Annotated in this window: 2 protein-coding genes; one reads left to right on the top strand and one right to left on the bottom strand. The window is 68.8% G+C overall.

Annotated features, from left to right (window positions below):
* Positions 1 to 257 precede the first annotated feature (257 nt).
* A complete protein-coding gene (locus BN13_RS17465) occupies positions 258 to 623 on the bottom strand; it encodes a roadblock/LC7 domain-containing protein (RefSeq protein WP_048548502.1) in 366 nt (121 codons plus the stop codon).
* Positions 624 to 849: 226 nt separating this feature from the next.
* On the opposite strand from BN13_RS17465, the gene BN13_RS17455 reads away from it, so the two are divergent.
* Entirely contained in the window at positions 850 to 1,404 is a 555-nt protein-coding gene (locus BN13_RS17455) for an HSP90 family protein (protein WP_048548499.1), read from the top strand.
* The last annotated feature ends 79 nt before the right edge of the window (positions 1,405 to 1,483 follow it).

Below are 1,483 nucleotides of genomic sequence, written 5' to 3'. Positions count from 1 at the left end.
CTGCTAGCAGCAGGTAGTCAACTGTGGACACCTTGCAAGCTGTCCGCAGTTGACTAGCTTGTGCTGAGTTGACGTATGGCGAGCCCCACCACAGGCGCCAACCTCGGCGACGCCGCCGGCGGACAGCAACGCGGCCCGCCCCAACCGGGACGGGCCGCGATGCTGTTGCCGCGCACCCCTGCGGGCGCCCTTCAGGGTTAACTACGCCGCCGGGTGCCCCGACCGCGAACGGCCGGATGCGCGTCTTTGGCCTGGCTTCAAATGACCAGCTGGCGCTCGATGCCGGCGAGCTTGAAGCGCGCCATGGCCAGGTTGGCCTTGGCCTTGGCGAGCACGAGGTAGAGGAAGATGCCTTCCTCGCGGGAGAACGTGCGGATGATGTGGTACTGCGTCTCCAGCGTGATGAGGATGTCCTCAAGCTTCTGGTTCAGGCCGAGGTCGCGCATGGTGCGCATCTTGGCCTGGACGACATTGGAATTGCCGGCGGCGGCAACGGACAGGTCGATGCCGTCCGGGTTGCCGGCGGTGGCCAGTGCCATGCCGCTCTGGGAGTCGACGAGGGCGACCCCGAGGGCGCCGTCGATCTGCATCGCCTCGTTGAGCGAGGACTGGTAGTCAGCCATCGAGCTTGACCTTCCTTGAGTGTTCGTGAGCGGTTGACGCGACGTCTCCGCTCGCCTGGGCGGCCGCGTCGGTGCCCGGATCGGGCTCGGCCGACGAGTCGCCGGAATTGCCGGTCCCGCCATTGCCGGTCCCGCCACTGCCAGTCCCGCCACTGCCAACCTGCCCTTCCACACCACTCAGGGCGACAAGACGATCGAGGACCTCCTGGCGGCCGAGGGCGACACCGTGCGCTATGTCGTGGACGCCGACTCCTATGACGCCGTCCGCGACGTGGCCGTCCACGCGGGCGCCCTGGTCGTGAATGCCAGCGGCCCCAACGAACTCGAGCTCCTGCAGGTCATCAACGAGGAGTTGTCGAGCGCTAGCTTCGTCGAGATGACCCGCTTCGACATCGCCCAACTCGCCCAGCCCGAGCCGTATGCCCATATCGAGCGCGGCGGCCGCCTCGTCGACGCGGTGACCACCGCGCTGGAGGCGGACCCGGTGCTCGCCGAGATCGCCCACTTCGAGCCCGCCTCTCGTCCCGTCCTCTGGTGGCCGGCCGGGCAGACCGATGGCGGCCGTCGGCGGCTGCCCACCCTGGTCTTCAACGCCAACAACCCGACCGTGCAGAAGCTGCTGGACGACCCCGACGCACCGCTGGCCGCCGACACGATCCGAGCCCTGCACATCGTCGGTCTTCTCTTGGCCCGCACCCAGGTGCCGGTCCACGGCGCCAACCTCCTCGTCCACGCGATCGCGGGCCTGACCGGCACCGCCGTCGAGGTCGTCCCGGCCTGAGCGCTACCGCGCCGGAGCACCAACCCACCGCCGAACCCACCAATGCGAACGGGCGGGGAGTCGTCTCGACTCCCCGCCC

Source organism: Nostocoides jenkinsii Ben 74 (assembly GCF_001046875.1).
In the GTDB taxonomy this organism is placed as follows: Bacteria; Actinomycetota; Actinomycetes; order Actinomycetales; family Dermatophilaceae; genus Nostocoides_A; species Nostocoides_A jenkinsii.
This window is presented reverse-complemented; position numbering and strand designations above follow the sequence as displayed.